The organism is Nocardia sp. CA-128927 (genome assembly GCF_050955855.1).
GTDB lineage: Bacteria > Actinomycetota > Actinomycetes > Mycobacteriales > Mycobacteriaceae > Nocardia.
The window spans coordinates 9,484,042-9,504,249 of sequence record NZ_CP192087.1 but is presented as its reverse complement, the minus strand read 5'-3'; the positions used below and the strand labels follow the sequence as shown (position 1 = coordinate 9,504,249).

Sequence of the window (20,208 nt, the reverse complement as noted above, 5' to 3'; positions counted from 1 at the left end):
TTGCCCGCGTACATGGTGCCGTCCGTGGTGCTCGTGCTCGACGAGTTCCCGCTCAACGCCTCCGGCAAGCTCGACCGCAAGGCGCTGCCCGCGCCGGTCTTCGAGGCCGCGGTGTTCCGCGCGCCGACGACGCCGGTCGAGGAGATCGTCGCGGCGACCTTCGCCGAGGTGCTCGGCCTGGAACGGGTCGGCCTGGACGACGACTTCTTCGCGCTCGGCGGCAACTCGCTGACCGCCACCCGGGTCGCCGCGCGGCTGTCGGCCGCGCTGGACGCCGATCTCGGTGTCCGGGAACTGTTCGAGGCGTCCTCGGTGGTCGCGCTCGCGGCCCGCGCCGAGACGCACACCGGTGCCGGTGCCCGGGCGGCCCTGGCGCCGCAGCAGCGGCCCGACCTGGTGCCGCTGTCGCTGGCGCAGCAGCGGATGTGGTTCCTCAACCGCTTCGACCCCGACTCGGCCGTGGACAACATCCCGGCCGCGGTTCGGCTGTCCGGTCTGCTGGACCGGCAGGCGCTGCAGATCGCGGTCGCCGACGTGCTGGCCAGGCACGAGTCGCTGCGCAGCTTCTACCCGGAGGTCGACGGCACCGCGCATCAGCAGACCGTGCCGACCGCCAAGGTGATTCCGGACCTCGCGCCCTTCGAGGTCACCGAAGCCGAACTGCCGCAACGGCTTTCCGAGCTGGTGCTGACCGCCTTCGACGTCACCACCGAGGTGCCGTTCCGGGCAAGGCTGTTCGAGGTCAGCCCGACCGAGCACGTGCTGGCCCTGGTGGTGCACCACATCTCGGCCGACGGCTTCTCCATGGGCCCGCTGACCCGGGATGTGATGACCGCCTACGGCGCCCGCGTCGAGGGCGGCGAGCCCGCCTGGCGGCCACTGGAAGTCCAGTACGCCGACTTCGCGCTGTGGCAGCGCGCGGTCCTCGGCGACGAGGACGATCCGGAATCGGTGATCGCCCAGCAGATCGCGTACTGGTCGAACTCGCTGGCCGGGCTGCCCGACCAGCTCGACCTGCCCACCGACCGGCCGCGACCCGCGGTCGCGTCCGGTCGCGGCGCGACGCACAGCTTCGAGATCGACGCCGAAACCCACGGCAGGCTCACCGAACTCGCCCGCACCAGGGGTGCGACGCTGTTCATGGTCACCCACACCGCCCTGGCGGTGCTGCTGGCCCGCCTGTCCGGCGAAGACGACATCGCCATCGGCACCCCGGTCGCGGGCCGCGGCGAGCGTGCCCTCGACGACCTGATCGGCATGTTCGTCAACACCCTGGTGTTGCGCACCCCGATCGACAGCGGTGCGACGTTCACCGACCTGCTGCGCACGGTGCGCGCCACCGATATCGCCGCGTTCGGGCACGCGGACCTGCCGTTCGAGCGGCTGGTCGAGATCCTGAACCCGGCCCGCTCGCAGGCGCGGCACCCGCTGTTCCAGGTGCTGCTGTCGTTCCAGAACCTCGGCCAGAACAGCCTCGAACTGCCGGGCCTGACGGTCAGCGGCGTCGAATTGCCGATCGACACAGCCAAGTTCGATCTGCAGCTGACGCTGTCGGAGAAGAACGCCACCCCGGCGGTCAATGGTGTGGGTGCGGCTCCGGCGGGTATCACCGCCGAGTTCATCTACGCCACGGACCTTTTCGATGCGGCGACGATGGCGGAGCTCGGGCAGCGGTTCAACCGCCTGCTCGGTGCGCTCGCGGCGGAACCGGATCGGCCGATCGGCGATATTGCGCTGCTGGACGAGCGGGAGACCGAGCAGGCGTTGCGCGGGTGGAACGACACCGCGCGTGATCTCGGTGCGCCGACCACCTTGGTCGCCGAGTTCGGGGCTCAGGCACAGGCCACCCCGGATGCGGTCGCCGTGGTCGACCCTGCCACCGGAAACTCGTTGAGCTACGCCGAGTTCGGTGCCCGCGTGCACCGGCTGGCGCGCAAGCTGATCGAGGCCGGTGTCGGCCCGGAGTCATTGGTCGCTCTCGGACTGCGGCGCTCGGTCGACCTCGTGGTCGCCGCCTACGCCGTGCACGAGGCCGGTGGCGGTTACGTGCCGCTCGACCTCGATCAGCCCGCCGACCGAGTGAACTACGTGCTCGATTCGGCTGATCCGGTGTGCGTGCTGACCACGTCCCGTGACGCGTTCGACGCGAATGGGCGCACCACGCTGTCGATCGATGAGCTGGACCTGTCCGGCTACTCGGACGAGCCGGTCACCGACGCAGACAGGCTCGCGCCGCTGCGGCCGGAGCACCCGGCGTACGTGATCTTCACGTCCGGCTCGACCGGTCGCCCCAAGGGCGTCGCGGTGCCGCACGCCGCCGTGGTCAACCAGATCCGTTGGATCACCGGCGAATACGGCATCGGTGCCGACGACATCGTGCTGTTCAAGACGCCCGCCACCTTCGACGTGTCGGTGTGGGAGCTGTTCGGCCCGCTGACTACCGGTGGCCGCATCGTGGTGGCCAGCGCGGACGGGCATCGCGATCCGCAGTACCTCGCGGACGTGATCGCCGCCGAACGCGTCACTATGACGTCGTTCGTGCCCTCGATGCTCACCGTGTTCGCCGGAAACGTCGACGTCACCGGTGGCAGCGACGCTCTCGCCTCGCTGCGGACGCTGTTCATCGCCGGTGAGGCGTTCACCGGCGATGCGGTCGACGCGATCCGTCGGGTGAGCTCTGCCGAGCTGTACAACCTTTACGGCCCAACGGAATTCACCGTGCACGCCACGCACGGCCCGGTGGCCGCCGACGTGACCGGCGCGGTCCCCATCGGTCTGCCGGTGTGGAATGCCCAGGCCTACGTGCTGGATGCCCGGCTCAAGCCGGTCCCGTCCGGTGTCGCGGGCGAGCTGTACCTCGCGGGCGCCCAGCTGGCGCGCGGCTACTTCGGCCGCACCGACCTGACCTCGGATCGCTTCGTGGCCAACCCGTTCGGTGCCGCGGGCGCCCGGATGTACCGCACCGGTGACCTGGTCACCCGCGACGACACCGGCGCCATCGTCTACATCGGCCGCACCGACTTCCAGGTGAAGCTGCGCGGCCTGCGGATCGAGCTCGGCGAGATCGAAACCGCCCTCGCCGCACACGATTCGGTGGCCCAGTCGGTCGCCATGGTGCGCTCGGACGCGCACACCGGCGATCAGCTGGTCGGCTACGTGGTGCCGGTCGGCGGCGCGACGGTGGACGTCGACGAGCTCAGGACCCACCTGAGCAGCCGACTGCCGTCGTACATGGTGCCCGCCGCGCTCGTGGTGCTCGACGCCATGCCGCTCAACCCGAACGGCAAACTGGATCGGCGCGCGCTGCCCGAACCCGCCTTCGAGGCAAGGGAATTCCGCGCACCGTCCACCCCGATCGAAGAGATCGTGGCCAACACCTTCGCCGAGGTGCTCGGGCTCACCAGCGCCGACGGCGAACGCGCCGTCGGCATCGACGACGACTTCTTCGAATTGGGCGGCAACTCGCTCATCGCGACCCAGGTGGTCGCCCGCCTCGGCGCCGCACTGGACACCCGTGTCCCGGTGCGGATGCTGTTCGAAGCGCCGACCGTCGCCGCGCTGGCCGCCCGGATGGAAGCCCACCAGGGCACCGGGCGTCGCCGCGAACTCGTTGCGGGACCGCGTCCGGCCCGGATTCCGTTGTCGCTCTCGCAGCAGCGGATGTGGTTCCTCAACCGGTTCGACACCGACTCGGCAGTCAACAACATCCCCCTCGCGGTCCGGCTCACCGGCTCGCTCGACACCGACGCGCTGCGCCAGGCCGTCGCCGACGTGGTCGACCGGCACGAGGTGCTGCGCACCGTCTACCCGGAGACCGCCGACGGCCAGGGTGTCCAGGTGGTGCTGCCCGCCGGGCAGGAAACCATCGAGCTGACCCCGATCGAAGTGTCCGAGACCGAAATCCAGGACCGGGTCAGCGAATTGGTGCTGACCGGCTTCGACGTCACCGCCGAGGTGCCGGTGCGGGCCCAGCTGTTCCGGGTCGCCGGCTCGATGGACGGCTCGCAGCCGGACACCCACGTGCTGGTCTTCGTGGTGCACCACATCTCCGGCGACGGCTGGTCGGTCCGGCCGCTGGCCCGCGACGTGATGATCGCCTACGCGGCCCGCTCGCGCGGCGAGGCCCCGGCCTGGCCACCACTGCCGGTGCAGTACGCCGACTACGCGCTGTGGCAGCGCGAAACCCTTGGCTCCGAAGACGATCCGGCCTCGCTGATCGCGCAGCAGGTGGCCTACTGGTCCGGCAGCCTGGCCGGGCTGCCCGACCAGCTCGACCTGCCGTCGGACCGCTCGCGGCCCGCCGTCGCGTCGAACCGCGGTGGGGTGTACGAGTTCTCGCTCGACGCACAGCTGCTGCGCGACCTCAACGCGCTCGCCAGGGAACACGGCGCGAGCCTGTTCATGGTGGTGCACGCCGCGTTCGCCGCGCTGCTCGCCCGGTTGTCCGGCAGCGACGACATCGCCATCGGCACCGCCGTGGCCGGTCGTGGTGAGGCCGTGCTCGACGACGCCATCGGCATGTTCGTCAACACCCTCGTGCTGCGCAGCGAGGTCGACCCCGCGGCGCCGTTCGCGGACCTGGTCGCGCACACCAAGGACCGCGACCTCGCCGCCTTCGGGCACGCGGACCTGCCGTTCGAGCGGCTGGTCGAGATCCTCAACCCGGCCCGCTCACAGGCGCGGCATCCGCTGTTCCAGGTGATGCTGTCGTTCCAGAACACCGGGGAAGCCTCGTTCGAGCTGCCCGGCCTCGAGGTCGCCGGTGTCCCCCTGGATGTGGTGACGGCGAAGTTCGATCTGCACCTGAGCCTGTCCGACCGGTTCGATGTCGAAGGCGCCGCCGACGGCATGACCGCGGAATTCGCCTACGCGACGGACATGTTCGACGCGGGCACGATCGCCGGAGTCGCGGAACGCCTCGTCCGCCTGTTGACCGCTGTCGTCGCGGATCCGTCCGTGGCGATCGGCGATGTCGAGCTGCTGGATTCGGCCGAGCACGCGCAGGTGGTCGCACGCTGGAACGACACCGCGCACGCGGTGGACGATTCGGCGACGCTGGTGTCGATGTTCGAGGCGCAGGCCGCTCGGACGCCGGACGCGATCGCGGTGACGTTCGAGGGGACGAGTCTGTCCTACGCCGAGTTCTCGGCCAGGGTGAATCGTCTTGCGCGCCAACTGATCACGCTCGGTGTCGGACCGGATTCGATGGTGGCGCTGGGTATGCGCCGGTCGATCGATCTGGTTGTCGGCATGTACGCGGTCAGCGTCGCCGGTGGTGCCTATGTGCCGCTGGACCCGGATCACCCGGCCGACCGCACCCACTACGTGCTCGATACGGCGCAGCCGGTGTGCGTCCTGACGACCGTGCGTGACGAGTTCGACGCAGGGAAGACACCTGCCGTCGAGATCGATCGCCTCGCGCTGGCGGACTACTCCGACGCACCGGTGACCGACGCGGATCGTCGTGCGCCGCTGCGTCCGTCGAACACCGCGTACGTCATCTTCACCTCCGGTTCGACCGGCCGCCCGAAGGGTGTGGCAGTCAGCCACGGCGCGATCGTGAACCGTTTGGTGTGGATGCAGGCCGAATACGGCCTGGAGACCACCGATGTGGTGTTGCAGAAGACCCCGGCCACCTTCGACGTGTCGGTGTGGGAGTTCTTCTGGCCCTTGCAGATCGGTGCGCGCCTGGTCGTCGCGAAGCCGGACGGCCATCGCGATCCCGGCTACCTGATCCAGGTGATCACCGAGCAAGAGGTGACCACCGCGCACTTCGTGCCGTCGATGCTCTCGGTGTTCGTCGCCGAGCAGCGCGCGGACGAATGCACCAGCCTGGTCAACGTTTTCGCCTCCGGTGAGGCACTGCCCGCGGCCACCGCGCAGCGGATGCAGGAACTGACCGGCGCGCGCCTGCACAACCTGTACGGCCCGACCGAGGCCGCCGTCGACGTCACCTTCCACGAGGTGGACGAGGCCGACGCGGTGTCCGTGCCGATCGGCGCCCCGGTGTTCAACACCCAGGTGTACGTGCTGGATTCGCGGCTGCACCCGGTACCGGTGGGTGTCGCCGGTGAGCTGTACCTCGCGGGTGCGCAGCTGGCTCGCGGCTACGTCGCGCGGCCGGAACTGACCGCGGATCGGTTCATCGCGAACCCGTTCGGCGCGGATGGCGAGCGGATGTACCGCACCGGTGACCTCGTCACCTGGACCTCGCGTGGCGAACTGGAGTACTTGGGCCGCACCGACTTCCAGGTGAAGCTGCGTGGCCTGCGGATCGAACTCGGCGAGATCGAATCCGCGCTCACCACACTGGATTCCATCGCGCAGGCCGTGGTGGTCGTGCGCTCGGACGACCGGCTCGGCGATCAGCTCGTCGGATACGTCGTGCCGACCACCGGCCACTCGATCGACATCGACGGCGTGCGTGGCGAACTCGGCGGCGAGCTGCCCGCGTACATGGTGCCGTCGGCGTTCGTGGTGCTGGAATCGTTCCCGCTCAACGCCTCCGGCAAGCTCGACCGCAAGGCGCTGCCCGCGCCGGTGTTCGAGGCCAAGGTGTTCCGCGCACCGTCCACCCCGATCGAGGAGATCGTCGCGGGCACCTTCGGCGACGTGCTCGGTGTCGCCAGGGTCGGCCTGGACGACGACTTCTTCGAACTCGGCGGCAACTCGCTGCTGGCCACCCAGGTGACCGCGCGACTCGGCGCCGCCCTGGACACCCGACTGGCCGTCCGCGACCTGTTCGAGGCGTCCACGGTGTCCGCGCTGGCCACCCAGGTCGAGCGCAACGCCGGATCCGGCAGGCAGCGGCCCAAGCTGGAGACCGGCGAGCGTCCCGCGCGGATCCCGCTGTCACCGGCGCAGCAGCGCTACTGGTTCCTCAACCAGTTCGACACGACCACCTCGGCAGTCGACAACATCCCCCTGGCCGTGCGCCTGTCGGGTGCCCTCGACGTCGCCGCGTTGGAACAGGCGATCGGCGACGTGTTCGCCCGCCACGAAGTACTGCGCACCACCTACCCGCGCTCCGCGGAGGGGCCGCACCAGGTGATCCGGCCCGCGGCCCAGGCCGCGGCGGCGCTCACCCCGGTCGACGTCACCGAGGACGATCTGCTCAACGCCGTCATCGCGTTCGCGCTGACCACCTTCGACGTCACCGTCGAGGTGCCCCTCGCGGTGGCGCTGTTCCGGATCGCGCCGGACGAGCACGTCCTCGCGTTCACCGTGCACCACGTGGCCGCCGACGGCTCCTCGATGGGCCCGCTGGCCCGCGACGTGATGGCCGCCTACGTGGCCCGCGTGCAAGGCGATGTACCGCAGTGGCTGCCGCTGTCGGTGCAGTACGCCGACTACGCGCTCTGGCAGCGCGCGGTGCTCGGATCCGAAGAGGACCCGGAATCACTGGCCGCTCAGCAGGTTTCGTACTGGCAGACCGCGCTGGCGGAACTGCCCGATCAGCTGGAACTGCCCGCCGACCGGCCGCGCCCGCCCGCGCAGTCGTTCCACGGCAAGGCGATTCGCTTCGAGCTCTCCCCGGAGCGGCACGCCCGCCTGCACGAACTGGCGCGCGCCAACAACGCGTCGCTGTTCATGGTGGTGCACGCGGCACTCGCCGTGCTGCTGTCGCGCCTGTCCGGCACCGACGACATCGCGGTCGGCACCCCGATCGCGGGCCGTGGCGAACGCGAACTCGACGACCTCATCGGCATGTTCGTCAACACCCTGGTCTTCCGGACCAAGGTCGCGCCGAGTGACCGCTTCGCCGACCTGCTCGCCGACGTCAAGGAACGCGACCTCGAGGCGTTCGCCAACGCGGACGTGCCGTTCGAGCGCCTCGTCGAGGTGCTCAACCCGGTCCGCTCCACCGCGCGCAATCCGCTGTTCCAGGTGGGTCTCTCGTTCCAGAACCTGGCCGAGACCACCTTCGAACTGCCCGGCCTCTCGGTGAGCGCGGTCAACTTCGACTCGCAGCTGGCCAAGACCGACCTGCACGTCACGCTGTACGACCGATACGCCGAGGACGGCACGCCCGCCGAGATCATCACCGAATTCGGTTACGCCATCGACCTGTTCGACGAGGACACGGTCCAGGGCTTCGCCGACCGCTTCGTGCGGGTGCTGGACGCGGTCGTCGCCGACGCCACCATGCCGGTCGGCGAGATCGACCTGCTGGCCGCGGACGAGCACACCCGCATCCTCACCACCTGGAACGACACCGCGCACGAGGTCGACACGGCCGCGACGCTGGTGTCGCTGCTGGACGCCGCGGTCGCGGCCACACCGGACGCGGTCGCGCTGGTCGCCGACGAGCCGACCGGTCAGCAGCAGCTCACCTACGCCGAGCTGGACAGCCGGGTGAACCGCCTGGCCCGCTACCTGATCCAGCGTGGCGTCGGCCCGGAGGACCGGGTGGCGCTGGCCATCCGCCGCTCCGCCGATCTCGTGGTCGCGATGTACGCGGTCGCGAAATCCGGTGCGGCCTATGTGCCCATCGATCCGGACCAGCCTGCCGAGCGGACCGACTACATCCTCGAGACCGCGGCACCGGTCTGCGTGCTGACCACCGGTCGCGACGGATTCCGCACCGCCGCAACCGAAATCGTGCAGATCGACGCGCTCGACCTGACCGCGTTCGCGGCAAGCCCGGTCACCGAACGTCGCGGTGCGCTGACTCCGGCGAACACCGCGTACGTGATCTTCACGTCCGGTTCGACCGGCCAGCCCAAGGGTGTCGCCGTGCCGCACGCGGCGATCGTCAACCAGTTGCAGTGGGAGATCGCGACCTTCGGCCTCGGCGCGGACGACGCGATCCTGCTGAAGACCGCGGCCACGTTCGACCTCTCGGTGTGGGAGTTCTGGACCGCGGCCGCATCCGGTGGGCGCCTGGTGATCTCGGCGGCCGACGGCCACCGCGATCCGGCCTACCTCAACGAGCTGATGCGCACCACCGGGGTGACCACCCTGCATGTGGTGCCGTCGATGCTGGACTCGCTGCTCACCGAATCCGCCGGCCACCTGACGCATTCGCTGCGCCGGGTGCTCGCCATCGGTGAGGCGCTGCCCGCGGCGACCGCGCAGCGGTTCCGTCGTGACAACGCTGCCGAGCTGCTCAACCTGTACGGCCCGACCGAGGCCGCGGTGTCGATCACCAGCCACCTGGTCACCGATGCCGATCAGGTCTCGGTGTCGATCGGTGCGCCGGAATGGAACAGCCGCGTCTACGTGCTCGACGCGCGGCTGCGGCCGGTCCCGGTCGGCGTCTCCGGCGAGTTGTACCTGGCCGGTGCGCAATTGGCGCGTGGCTACTTCGGCAAGGCCGAGCTGACCGCCGACCGGTTCGTCGCCGACCCGTTCGGCGCGGCGGGCGAGCGCATGTACCGCACCGGTGACCTGGTGGCGTGGAACGCCGCCGGAGAACTGGATTACCGCGGCCGCACCGACTTCCAGGTGAAGATCCGTGGCTTCCGCATCGAGCTCGGCGAGATCGAGGCCGCGCTGCTGCGTCAACCCGCGATCACCGCGGCCGCCGTGCTCGCGCACACCGATCCGAGCATCGGCGACCGCCTCGTCGCGTACGTCGTGCCGCGGGCGGGCCAGCTCGACAAGCGTGGCCTCCAGGCCGCGCTCGCCGCGGAGCTGCCGTCGTACATGGTGCCGTCGGTGCTCATCCAGCTGAATGCGTTGCCGCTCAACGCCAACGGCAAGCTGGACCGGAAGGCATTGCCGCAGCCCACCTTCGAGAAGGCGGTGTTCCGCGCGCCGGTCACGCCGATCGAGCAGATCGTGGCCAACACCTTCGCCGACGTGCTGCGCATCTCGGATCGCGAAGGGGCGGAGTCGAAGCGACTCGGCCTGGACGACGACTTCTTCGCCTGGGGCGGTAACTCGCTGCTGGCCACGCAGGTCGCGGCCCGCCTCGGCGAGGCGCTGAACACCCGCGTGCCGGTCCGGTTGATGTTCGAGGCGTCCACGGTTGCCGCGCTGGCGGTCCGGGTCGAGCAGCACGCCGACGCCGGTGGCCGCAAGGCGCTGACCGCGGGCCAGCGGCCGGAACACATTCCGCTGTCGCTCGCGCAGCAGCGCATGTGGTTCCTCAACCGGTTCGACACCCAGTCGGCGGCGTACAACGTGCCGATCGCGGTGCGGCTCACCGGTGCGCTCGACGTGGCCGCGCTGCGTGCCGCGATCGCGGACCTGGTCAGCAGGCACGAGATCCTGCGCACCATCTACCCGCAGACGGACAGCGGTCCGGTGCAGGTGATCCTGCCGCCGGCCCAGGCCGTGCCGCGGCTGGAGGTGCGCGTGGTCGCGCCCGCGCAGATCGAATCCGCCGTGGTGGCACTGACTTCGACGATGTTCGACGTCACCACCGAGGTGCCGATGAAGGTCGCGCTGTTCCAGATCGCCGGGGAAGCACAGGAACCGGACGCTGTGTCTTCGGGTCGCTCCGCAGGCTCCGCTCCCGCCGAGGTCGAATACGTCCTCGCGATGGTCGTGCACCACATCTCCGGTGACGGCTCGTCGGTCGGCCCGCTGACCCGCGACCTGATGATCGCCTACGCCGCGCGTTCGGCAGGGGAGGCCCCGAACTGGGCGCCGCTCGAGGTGCAGTACGCCGACTACAGCATCTGGCAGCGCGAGCTGCTCGGCAGCGAAGAAGACCGGGAGTCGTTGGCGTCCAAGCAGGTCGCCTACTGGCGCCAGGCGCTGGCAGAGCTGCCGGATCAGCTGGATCTGCCGTCGGATCGGCCGCGTCCCGCGGTGCAGTCCTTCGCCGGTGGCAAGGTCGAGCTGCGCATCGACGCCGAGACGCATCAGGCGCTGATCGAGCTGGCTCGGACCGAGGGCGCGACGCTGTTCATGGTCGTGCACACCGCGCTCGCGGTGCTGCTGGCCCGTCTGTCGGGCACCGACGACATCGCGATCGGTACGCCGATGGCGGGTCGTGGCGAGGCCGTCCTGGACGACCTGATCGGCATGTTCGTCAACACGCTGGTGTTCCGCACCAGGGTCGACGCGGGTGAGGCGTTCACCGAACTGCTTGCGCGCCAACGTGAGACCGATATCCAGGCGTTCGCCAATGCCGATGTGCCGTTCGAGCGGCTCGTCGAGGTGCTCAACCCGGTTCGGTCCACCGCGCGGCATCCGCTGTTCCAGGTGGGTCTTTCGTTCCAGAACCTGGCCCAGGCCGGACTGGAGCTGCCGGGTCTGGCGGTGTCCGGGCTCGATATCGACACCGCGCTTTCGCAGTTCGATCTGCACCTGATCGCGACCGACCGCTACAGCGACGCGGGCGAGCCCGAGGGCATCACCGGGTTCTTCACCTACGCCACCGACATGTTCGATCAGGGCACGGTGCAGGGCTTCGTCGATCGGTTCGCCCGGTTGATCGGTGAGATCATCGCCGCGCCGCGCACCTCGGTCGGCGACATCGAACTGCTCGATGTCGCGGAGCGCGCGCAGCTGGTGACCGGCCGCAATGCCACCGACAACGCGGTGGACGACTCCGCGACGCTGGTTTCGCTGCTCGACGCCTCGGTGGCGGCCGGGCCGAAGGAAGTCGCGCTGGTCACCGAGGACGGCGCGTCGATCACCTACGGCGATCTCGATGCTCGGGTGAATCGTCTTGCGCGGCATCTGATCTCAATCGGGGTCGGGCCGGAGTCGCGGGTCGCGCTGGCGTTCCGGCGTTCGGTCGATCTGATCGTGGCGATGTACGCCGTCGCGAAGTCCGGTGGCGCGTATGTGCCGGTGGATCCGGCGCAGGCTGCCGAGCGGACGAGCTACATCCTCGAGACCGCGGCACCGGTGTGCGTGCTGACCAACGCCGATGCCGAGTTCGATACCGACGTCGCGCCTTTGGTGCGGATCGATCAGCTGGATCTGGCCGAGATCGCCAAGACCCCGATCACCGATGGTGACCGGGTGGCGCCGTTGCGTCCGGAGAACACCGCGTACGTGATCTTCACGTCGGGTTCGACGGGTCGTCCGAAGGGCGTTGCGGTTTCACACGGCGCGATCGCGAATCAGTTGCAGTGGAAGATGACCGAGTTCGGTCTCGACGCCGCCGATGCGATTCTGCTGAAGACCGCAGCGACATTCGACCTTTCGGTGTGGGAGTTCTGGTCTGCGGCGGTGTGTGGTGGCCGACTGGTCATTGCCGCGCCCGACGGTCACCAGGATCCGGCGTACCTGAACGAGTTGATGGCTCGCGAGTGGGTTACCACGCTGCATGTGGTGCCGTCGATGCTCGACGCGCTCACCGCCGGTGATTTCCCGAATTCGCTGTGGCGGGTGCTCGCTATCGGTGAGGCGCTGCCGGGTGCGCTGGCGCAGCGGTTCGTGCGCGAGCACTCGCGTACCGAGCTGTTCAACCTCTATGGCCCGACCGAGGCCGCGGTCTCGATCACCAGCCATCGGGTGACCAGGGCGGACGAGACCTCGGTGTCGATCGGTCTGCCCGAGTGGAACAGCCAGGTCTACGTGCTGGATTCGCGACTGCGGCCGGTGCCTGCCGGTGTCGCCGGTGAGCTGTACCTCGCCGGTGCGCAGCTGGCGCGTGGGTACTTCGGTCGGGCGGATCTGACCGCGGATCGGTTCGTGGCCAATCCGTTCCAGACCGGTGCCCGGATGTACCGCACCGGTGACCTGGTGGCGTGGAACGCGACCGGTGAGCTGGAGTACCGGGGTCGTACCGACTTCCAGGTGAAGATCCGTGGTTTCCGCATCGAGCTCGGTGAGATCGAGGCCGCGCTGCTGGCGTTGCCGGAGATCGCGCAGACCGCAGTGGTCGCGAAGTCCGATCCGAAGATCGGTGATCGTCTGGTCGCGTACCTGGTGCCGTCGAACGGTGATCTCGATGTCGCTGAGGTGAAGTCGGCGTTGACCGCCGGTTTGCCGTCGTACATGGTGCCTGCTGCGTTCGTCGTTCTCGATGCATTGCCGCTCAATGTGAACGGCAAGTTGGATCGAAAGGCGCTGCCGGAGCCCGAGTTCGAGGCTCAGGCGTTCCGTGCACCGTCGACTCCGATCGAGGAGATCGTGGCCTCGGTGTACGCCGAGGTGCTCGGTGTCGAGCAGGTCGGTGCGGATGACGACTTCTTCGGTCTGGGCGGTAACTCGCTGCTGGCCACGCAGGTCGCCGCCCGCATCGGCGCCGCACTCGATGCACGGGTGCCGGTGCGCGCGCTGTTCGAGGCGTCCACGGTTGCCGGTCTGGCCGTGAAGGTCGAGCAGCACGCCGGTGCCGGTGGTCGTCGCGCCCTCGAGGCGGGCCCACGCCCGGAGCAGGTTCCGTTGTCGCTCGCTCAGCAGCGCATGTGGTTCCTGAACCAGTTCGACACCGCCTCGGCCGTCAACAACATCCCGGTCGCGGTGCGGCTCACCGGCGACCTCGATGTCGCCGCGCTGCAGGACGCGGTGGGCGATGTCATCGCCAGGCACGAAACCCTGCGCACGGTGTACCCGGAGCAGGGTCGCGCCGCCAGCCAGGTGATCATGCCCGCCGAGCAGTCGGTGCCGGACCTGACGCCGGAAACCGTTGCCGTCGAAGACATTCAGCAGCGGATCGTCGACGTGATCACCGCGGGCTTCGATGTCACCGCCGAGATCCCGTTGCGGGCCAAGCTGTTCCGGGTCACCGACGGCGAGTACGTGCTCGTGTTCGTGGTGCACCACATCAGCGCGGACGGCTGGTCGATGGGCCCGCTGACCCGCGACGTGATGCTCGCCTACGCGGCCCGCTCGAACGGGGTGCCCCCGGGCTGGGCGCCGCTGCCGGTGCAGTACGCGGACTTCAGCCTCTGGCAGCGTGACGTGCTCGGCTCGGAGGCCGATCCGGCCAGCCTGATCTCGCAGCAGGCCGAGTACTGGCGCGCCGCGCTGGCCGGGCTGCCGGACGAGCTCAACCTGCCCGCCGACCGGACCAGGCCGACCACCCAGTCGTTCGCCGGTGGGCGCGTGGTGTTCCCGATCGACGGCGAGCTGCATCGCAAGCTCACCGAGATCGCGCGGGAACAGAACGCGACCATGTTCATGCTGGTGCACGCCGCGCTCGCGCTGTTCCTGGCGCGCATGTCGGGCACCGACGACATCGCCATCGGCACGCCGATCGCGGGTCGTGGCGAGGCCGAACTCGACGACGTGATCGGCATGTTCGTCAACACGCTGGTGCTGCGCTCGCACGTGGAAGGCGACCTCACCTTCGGGGAGCTGCTGGCCCGGACCAAGGACGCGGACCTGCAGGCGTTCGCGCACGCCGACCTGCCGTTCGAGCGGCTCGTCGAACTGCTCAACCCGGAGCGCTCGACCGCGCGGCACCCGCTGTTCCAGGTGGCGCTGTCGTTCGAGAACCTGCCGGAGACGAGTTTCGAGCTGCCCGGATTGCACGTGGGCGCGGTCGATTTCGAGGTCGAGACGGCGAAGTTCGATCTGTCGCTGACGATTCGGGAGGCGGCGGCGTCGGCCGACGGCGCGGGCATGTACGCCGAGTTCTCCTTCGCCCGTGACCTTTTCGACGACGCCACGGTCGAGGTCTTCGCGCAGCGATTCACCAGGCTGCTCGACGCCATCGTCACCGAACGTGAACTGCCGATCGGTGACCTGCCGCTGCTCGACGCGGACGAGTACGAGCTGCTCACGCACGTGCACGGTGAAGACGTGATGGCCACCGGGCTGCTGCCGGATCTGCTGCAGCGCGGCGCGAAGCTGAACCCGGAGCAGATCGCGGTCCGCTACCAGGGTCGCTCGATCACCTATCGCGAGCTCGACGAGTACTCGTCGCGGCTGGCGCGGGTGCTGATCGATCGCGGTGTCGGTCCGGAACGCATTGTGGCGCTGTCCTTCCCGCGTTCCTACGAGATGGTCGCGGCGTTCTGGGCGGTGGCGAAGGCCGGTGGCGCGCACGTGCCGGTCGACCCGACCTACCCCGAAGACCGCATGCGGCACATGATCAACGACTCCGGCGCGGTCATCGGTATCACCGCCAGCGAGCACGTGGATCGGCTGCCGCGCGACGTCGAATGGCTGCGGCTGGACGATGCGGCGCTCGGTGAGCTGATCGAGGCCAAGTCGCCGGACTCGGTGACCGACGCGGATCGGATCTCGTCGCTGGCCATGCGGCATCCGGTGTATGTCATCTACACGTCGGGTTCGACGGGTATGCCCAAGGGCGTCACCGTGACTCACGCGGGCATGGGTGGCCTGGTCGGTGTCGCCACGGATCTGTACCAGCTCGAGGCGCACCACCGGTTCCTGCACATCTGCTCGCCGAGCTTCGACCCGTCGGTGCTCGAATGGCTGTGTGCCGCTTACACCGGCGCGACGCTGGTGATCGTGCCGTCGCACATCATCGGCGGACCGGACCTGGCCGAGCTGCTGCGCACCGAGCGGGTGACGCACACGATCATCACCCCGGCTGTCCTCGGCACGGTGGATCCGGCGGGCATGGAAGCGCTCGAAGTCGCTTCCGTCGGTGGCGATGTCACCACGCCGGAACTGCTGGCCAAGTGGTACCCGGGCCGCAAGTACTTCAACGCCTACGGTCCGACCGAGACGACGATCATCTCGTCCTACGCCAGCCTGACCCCGGGACGGCACGTCACCATCGGTCTGCCGGTGCGCGGCATGTCGGCGCTGGTGCTCGACGGGCGACTCAACCCGGTGCCGCCGGGTGTCGCGGGCGAGCTCTACCTGGCCGGTGGCGCGGTGGCGCGTGGCTACCACAACCGGCCGGACCTCACCGCGGAACGGTTCGTCGCCAACCCGTGGAGCAACGAGGGCGCGCGGATGTACCGCACCGGAGACGTGGTGCGCTGGTTCGCCGAACCGGGCGAGCGCGCGGGTAATGCCGCGGTGCCCGAGGTGCGCTGGGAGCTGGACTACGTCGGCCGCTCGGACTTCCAGGTGAAGATCCGCGGCTTCCGTATCGAGCTGGGCGAGATCGACACGGTCCTCGCGGCCCATCCCGATGTCGAGTTCGCGATCACGCTCGGCAAGGAGACCGCGGCGGGCGCCACGATTCTGGTGTCCTACGTGCTCGCGGTGCCCGGCCACGAGATCGACACGGTCCGGCTCGGTGAGCATGCGTCGCGCAGCCTGCCGCCGCACATGGTGCCGTCGGCGATCGTGGTGCTCGACGAGATCCCGCTGACCCCGGTCGGCAAGCTCGACCGCAAGGCGCTGCCCGAGCCGGTGCTCGCGCCGCGCGAGTTCCGGGCGCCGGCCAGCGAGGTCGAGGCGGTCATCGCCGAGGTGTTCGCCGAGGTGCTCGGGGTCGAGCAGATCGGTTTGGACGACTCGTTCTTCGCGCTCGGCGGCGACAGCATCCTGTCCATCCAGCTGGTGTCGCGGGCCAAGGCGCGCGGCGTGGTGTTCTCCCCGCGTGAGGTGTTCGAACGGCGCAGCGTGGCCTCGCTGGCCGAAATCGCCACGCTCGGTGCGGGTTCGGAACAGGTGAAGCTGGAGGAGCTGCCCGGTGGCGGGGTCGGCGAGATTCCGCTGACGCCGATCATGACGCAGATCCTCGCGAGTGGCTCGGCCTACGACCGCTTCTCGCAGACGATGGCGCTGCGGCTGCCGGACGGTATCGATCGGGCGACGCTCGTCGGGACCATCGCGGCGGTGTTCGACCACCACGATGTGTTGCGGACGCGGTTGCGCCGCAACGATGATCGGTGGGCGTTCGAGGCGCTGGCGACCGGTGCGGTCGATGTGGATGCGATGGTGCATCGGGTCGAGCTCGCCGCCGACGTCGACGACGCGGAGCTGAAGCGGGTCGGTAGCGAGGCGTTCGACGCCGCGCTCGGCCGGTTGGATCCGGCGAATGCCGTGATGGCGCAGTTCATCTGGTTCGCCTTCGACGCGGCGGGAGCGGAAGGCCCGGAGGAGGCAGCCCGCGTAACCACGGAGGGACCCGTGGACGCCGCCATCGGGCGCAGCGAGCGGCGCGATGTGCTGCTCATCGTCGCGCACCACTTCGTGGTCGACGGTGTGTCCTGGCGCATCCTGATTCCGGACTTCGCGGTCGCGTGGTCGCAGCTGGCCGCCGGTCAGCAGGTTGCGTTGCCCGCCAACGGAACTTCGATGCGGCGCTGGGCGACCAGCCTGGTCGAGGCGGCCTCGTCGCCGGAGCGGGTGGCGGAACTGCCGTTCTGGCAGCAGGTTTCGACGACCCCGGATCCGTTGCTCGGTGCGCGTCCGTTCGACCCCGCGGTCGATACGTTCGCGACGGTCGAGCGGGTCGAGGTCACGTTGCCTGCCGAGGTCACCGACGCGGTGCTCACCGCGATCCCCGGCCTCTACCGCGGTGGTGTGAACGACGGGCTGCTGTCGGCGCTGGCCATGGCGGTCGCCCGCTGGCGTGGCGAAGGCGCTGCGGCGCTGGCCCACCCGTCGCCCGACCACCGCCCCTCATCGAGTCGCTACGCGACGCTGATTGACCTCGAGGGTCACGGTCGTGAAGAGGAAGTCGTGCCCGGCGCCGATCTGTCGCGCACGGTCGGCTGGTTCACCACGGCCTACCCGGTCCGGCTGGATCTGGGCGGCGCCGACCTCGCCGACGCGTTCGACGGTGGCGCCGCGCTCGGCGAGATCGTGAAGTCGATCAAGGAGCAGCTGCTCGCGGTGCCGGACAAGGGTCTCGGTTACGGCCTGCTGCGGCACCTCAACTCGGCGACCGGTCAGCGACTCGGTGCCTCGGGCCAGATCAGCTTCAACTATCTGGGTCGCATGTCGGCCGGGGAAATCCCCGAGCAGCTCGCCGAAATCGGCTGGGTGCCGGTGGCCGACCTCGGTCAGCTGGACGGCGACATGGATCTCGACATGCCCGCCAACGCGACGATCGACATCAACGCGATCGTCACCGACGGTGCGGATGGCCCGGAGCTCGGTGCGGCGTTCGCCTTCCCGACCGGGTTGCTGACCCGGGAACAGGTGCAGGAGTTCGCCGATCACTGGGTCGCCGCGCTCACCGCGCTGGCCACGCACGCGCGCCGGCCGGACGCGGGTGGCTTCACGCCGTCCGACATGTCGCTGGTGCGGGTCGACCAGACCGATATCGAGCTGTGGGAACGGAACTACCCGGCGCTGGCCGAGGTGTGGCCGCTCTCGCCGCTGCAGTCCGGTCTGCTGTTCCACGCGATGATGACCCAGGCGACGGTCGACGTGTACACCATGCAGGCCGTGGTCGATCTCGGCGGCGCGCTGGATGTCGAGCGGCTGCGTGCGGCCGCACAGGGCATCATCGATCGCTACCCGAACCTGCGCACCGCGTTCGTCACCGACTCCGACGGGCAGGCCGTGCAGGTCGTGCTCGATCGGATCGAGGCGCCGTGGCGCGAGGTGGATCTCACCGCGCTGCCCGCCGACGAGCGGACCGCGGAACTGCGCAGGCAGGTCGCGGCCGATCAGGCGACGCACTTCGACATGGCGGTGCCGCCGTTGCTGCGGTTCACCCTGTTCCGCACCGACGAGAGTCAGTGGCACCTGGCGATCACCACCCATCACATCCTGTTGGATGGTTGGTCGATGCCGCTGCTGATGCGGGATCTGCTGGTGCTGTACGCGGTTCGCGGCGATCAGACGGCGCTGCCGCGGGTTGCCTCGTACCGCAACTTCCTCGGCTGGCTGGCCGGGCGGGACCGCGAGGCCTCGCTGCGGGCGTGGGCGACCGCGCTCGACGGCGTCAGCGAGCCGACTCAACTTGCGCCGCAACCGCGTTCGGCCGAGCAGTACGAGATCGGCAAGCTGGTCACCGAGCTCGACTCCGATCGCACGCGCCAACTCACCAAGCACGCCGCCGAATTGGGCGTCACGGTGAACACGCTGGTGCAGGCGGCCTGGGGCATCCTGCTCGGGCGGCTCACCGGCCGCGGCGATGTGGTGTTCGGCGCCACCGTCTCCGGGCGGCCCGCCGAACTGCCCGGTGTGGAGTCGATGGTCGGCCTGTTCATCAACACGCTGCCGGTGCGGTTGCGGATCGATGATCGGCAGACGATCGGCAAGTTGCTGGAGCGGTTGCAGCACGATCAGGCCGATCTGCTCGAGCACCACTACGTGGGACTCACCGACATCCAGCGGGTCGCGGGCACCGGATCACTGTTCGACACCCTGCTGGTGTTCGAGTCGTATCCGATGGATAAGGAGGCCATTTCGGCCGCCAGCTCCATCGACGGCATGTCGGTGACCGGTGTCGGCGTCAACGACGCCACGCACTACCCGCTGACCCTGCTGGTGACCGCCGAGGCGACGATCGAGCTGACGCTCAAGTACCTGGGCAGCCGGTTCAGCGCGGACGAGGTGGAGATCATGTCCGCGCGGTTGGTCCGCGTGCTGGAGGCGCTGCTCGGCGATCCGGACGGACTGGTCGGCGACATCGACATCCTCGATGCCGGCGAACGTGCCCGGCTGCTCGTCGAATCCGGCATCACGGCAACCACTTCCGCGCCGGAACCGGCCGGACGGGTCGGCGCGCACACGGTCGCCAAGGTGCTCGCCGAGGTGGTCGAGGAAGATCCGGAGGCGCCCGCGCTGCTCGCCGACGGCGACGAAATCGCTTACCACGTACTGGATCGACGCTCCTCGCAGTTGGCGCGGGTGCTCATCGATCGGGGTGCGGGGCCGGGCGACATCGTCGCGGTGGCGCTGCCGCAATCGCTGGACGCGGTCATCGCGGCCTGGGCGGTGCAGAAGGCCGGTGCCGCACTGTTGTTCGCCGGTGATCTCGCCGCCGACGACATGGTCGCCGCCGGAGCCACCTTCGGCATCACGCCGAACCCGGTGCCGGACAGCCCGATTCGCTGGTTGGTCCCGTCCGAGCCACGGATGCAGGCCGACCTGGCCGCGGCCCCGTCGCACCCGGTCTCCTACGCCGACCGGGTCCGCCCGCTCGGCGAAGACGACCCGGCCTTCGTGGTCCCGACCGGCGACGGTGTCCTCGCGGTCACCCAGACCGCGGCCCTGGCCCAGGCCGAACATGTCCGCGAGGAGTACGGCATCGACTACGAGTCGACCACGTACACCACGGCCCCCTCCGGCCGCGCCGCCATGCTCGAGTTCCTGGCCTCCGCCACCGCAGGCGCCCTCTCGGTCCTCCCGACCGGCGAACTCGCCAACGACCTAGCCGACGGCGAAGTCACCCACTGGTTCGTCACCCCGACCGAGGCCACCGACGCGGCAGACCCCGAGATCAAGATCGTGATCGCGGAGTAG

Annotated in this window: 1 protein-coding gene (only partly in view); it reads left to right on the top strand. The window is 69.4% G+C overall.

The window, feature by feature from the left end; genetic code table 11:
• Positions 1-20,208 carry the 3' portion of a non-ribosomal peptide synthase/polyketide synthase gene (locus ACQPW1_RS44195; RefSeq protein ID WP_433659512.1) on the top strand. It extends 23,691 nt beyond the left edge of the window, so only the last 20,208 of its 43,899 coding nucleotides appear in the window; its start codon lies beyond the left edge, outside the window; its stop codon occupies positions 20,206-20,208.